2 protein-coding genes are annotated in these 2511 nt (G+C 70.0%); both read left to right on the forward strand.

The features are described from left to right. A partial coding sequence (locus VNE62_06975; protein ID HVE92026.1) for an NADH-ubiquinone oxidoreductase-F iron-sulfur binding region domain-containing protein occupies window positions 1-757 on the forward strand: 757 nt, incomplete at its 5' end. Continuing rightward, window positions 757-2511: 2Fe-2S iron-sulfur cluster-binding protein (locus tag VNE62_06980; GenBank protein ID HVE92027.1), on the forward strand; the 1755-nt coding region annotated here is incomplete at its 3' end. The genes VNE62_06975 and VNE62_06980, both read left to right, overlap by 1 nt.

Consider the following 2511-nt stretch of genomic DNA (forward strand, 5'->3'; position numbering starts at 1 on the left):
GCTGGAGTCGTTGGAGGGCTACCGCGGGATGCCGCGGACCCGGCCCCCGTTTCCGGCCATCGAGGGTTTGTACGCATCGCCGACCGTCGTGAACAACGTCCAGACGCTCATGGCCGTACCGCCGATCATCACCAACGGTCCGGGCTGGTTTCGCCGGTGGGGGACGGAGAAGTCCCCCGGCACCATCGTGGTCAGCGTCTCCGGCAACGTCCGCAGTCCGGCGAACTTCGAGGTACCGATGGGGACAACGGTCCGGGAGCTGATCGAGCTCGCCGGCGGCGTGGACGACCGCGGCCTCAAGGCCTTCGCCCCCGGGGGGTCCTCCACGCCCATGCTCCTGGAGGAGCACCTCGACACCCCGATGGACTACGAGTCGATGATCGCCGCGGGGTCGGTGCTCGGAGCGAGCGCGATTATCTGCGTCCCGAAGGACATGTGTATCGTCCGCGCCGTGTGGCGCTGGATGAAGTTCTACGAGCACGAGTCCTGCGGCAAGTGCACACCCTGCCGCGAGGGAACCTGGTGGCTGGAGCGCGTGCTGCGGCGCATCGAGCACGGCCACGGCCGCCCCGAGGACTTGGAGCTGATGCTCAACGTCTGCGACAACATGGTCGGGAAGACCCTGTGCGTGCTGGCGGACTTCGCTGCCGGCCCCCTGACCTCGTCGCTCAAGTGGTTCCGCGACGAGTACGAGGCGCACATCACCGGACGCGGCTGCCCGTCTGAAAAGGTAGCGGCGCAGGCGGGGACAACCTGATGCCCGACGTCACGATCACCGTCGACGGCAAGACGATCTCCTGCCCGCCGGGGGAACTGGTCATAGAGGCGGCCAAGCGCGCCGGGATATACATCCCGCACTTCTGCTGGCATCCGCGCATGGACCCCATCGGCGCCTGCCGGATGTGCCTCGTGCACATGGAGCCCGGCCCCCCGAAGCCGCAGACCGCCTGCACCACCCGGGTCAGCGACGGGATGGTCATCCGCACCCAGTTCACCGACGACAAGATCAAGGACGCCCAGGAGGGGGTCCTTGAGTTCCTGCTCATCAACCACCCGCTTGACTGTCCGATCTGCGACCGCGCGGGCGAGTGTCCGCTCCAGGACCAGACCCAGGACTACGGCCCGGACGAAACCCGCTATGTGGAGCCGAAGCGGCGGTTCGCCAAGCCGGTCCCGATCTCGTCTCTGATCAACCTGGACCGCGAGCGCTGCATCCTGTGCTACCGGTGCACGCGGTTCTGCGAGGAGCTTTCCGGCGACCAGCTCATCGGCACCATGCAGCGCGGCCCCCGCGCGTACATCTTCCCGTTTGAAGGCGAAAGCTTCGACTCGGTGTTCAGCGGCAACACGGTCCAGATCTGTCCGGTGGGGGCGCTCACGAGCACCCCCTACCGCTTTCAGGCCAGGCCGTGGGACCTGCGCCTCACGGCCTCCACCTGCAACCTGTGCGCGTCCGGCTGCAACGTGAACCTCAACGTGCGCGTCGCGGACGGAAAGCTCGTGCGCGTCGGCTCCCGGGTGAACGAGGCGGTCAACGAGGAGTGGCTCTGCGACAAGGGCCGGTACGGGCACGCCTACGTCTCGTCGCCCGACCGGCTGGCGCAGCCGTGGGTGCGCCGCGACGGCGAGCTGCAGCCGGTGTCCTGGGACGAGGCCCTGACCGTGTTGACCGAACGCATCGGTCCGCTGCTGTCGGACCGGCAGACCGACCGGGTCGGACTGCTGCTCGGAGGGTCGCTCACCGACGAGGACGCCTACACGGCCCAGAAGTTCGCCCGGATGGTCCTGAGGACCAACTCGGTGGACCACCGCCTCGACGGAGGCATGGCCGCGTCGGCCCTGATGCCTCCGGCGCTCACCTACGACGACCTGCTGTCGGCGGACCACGTCGTGGTGGTCTCGGCAGATCTGCGCGAGGAGCTGCCCCTGGTGTTTTTGCGGCTGCGCATCGCCGCGGCCCGCAAAAAGCTCCGGCTGAGCCTCGTCCACCCCCGGCGCGTGGCTGGGATCGAGTTCGCCTCGGCGCACCTCGCTCCGCTGCCGGGATCAGAGGCCGCGGTCGCTTCGGGGCTGGCCGCCGCCATGGGCAAGCCGCTGGCGGCGGGGGTCGAGGCGATGGCCGCGTCCGCCGGCGTGAGCACGTCCGAGCTCCTTTCGTTCGCGGAGGCACTGGGCTCCGGCGGCACCGTGATCCTGCTCGGCCCCGCGGTGGCGGCGGACCCCGCCGCGCTCAGCGCCTGGAACGCGGTCGCGGACGCGTGTGGTGCGCGCGTCGGATGGGCCCCCAGGCGCGCCGGTGAGTACGGCGCCCTGGCCGCCGGTGCGCACCCGGAACTGCTGCCGGGGTGGCGTCCGGTCGCCGACCCGGCCCTGCGCTCGGAGGTGGAGTCGGCGTGGGGAGGTCCGGTTCCCGAGCAGCCCGGTGAGGACGCAGCCGCCGTGCTGTCGCGCGCCCGCTCCGGGGGACTGGACCTGCTCTGGCTTGTCGGCGCGGACGTCCTCGGCGACATT

It is taken from the genome of Actinomycetota bacterium (assembly GCA_035536535.1).
GTDB lineage: Bacteria > Actinomycetota > JAICYB01 > JAICYB01 > JAICYB01 > DATLNZ01.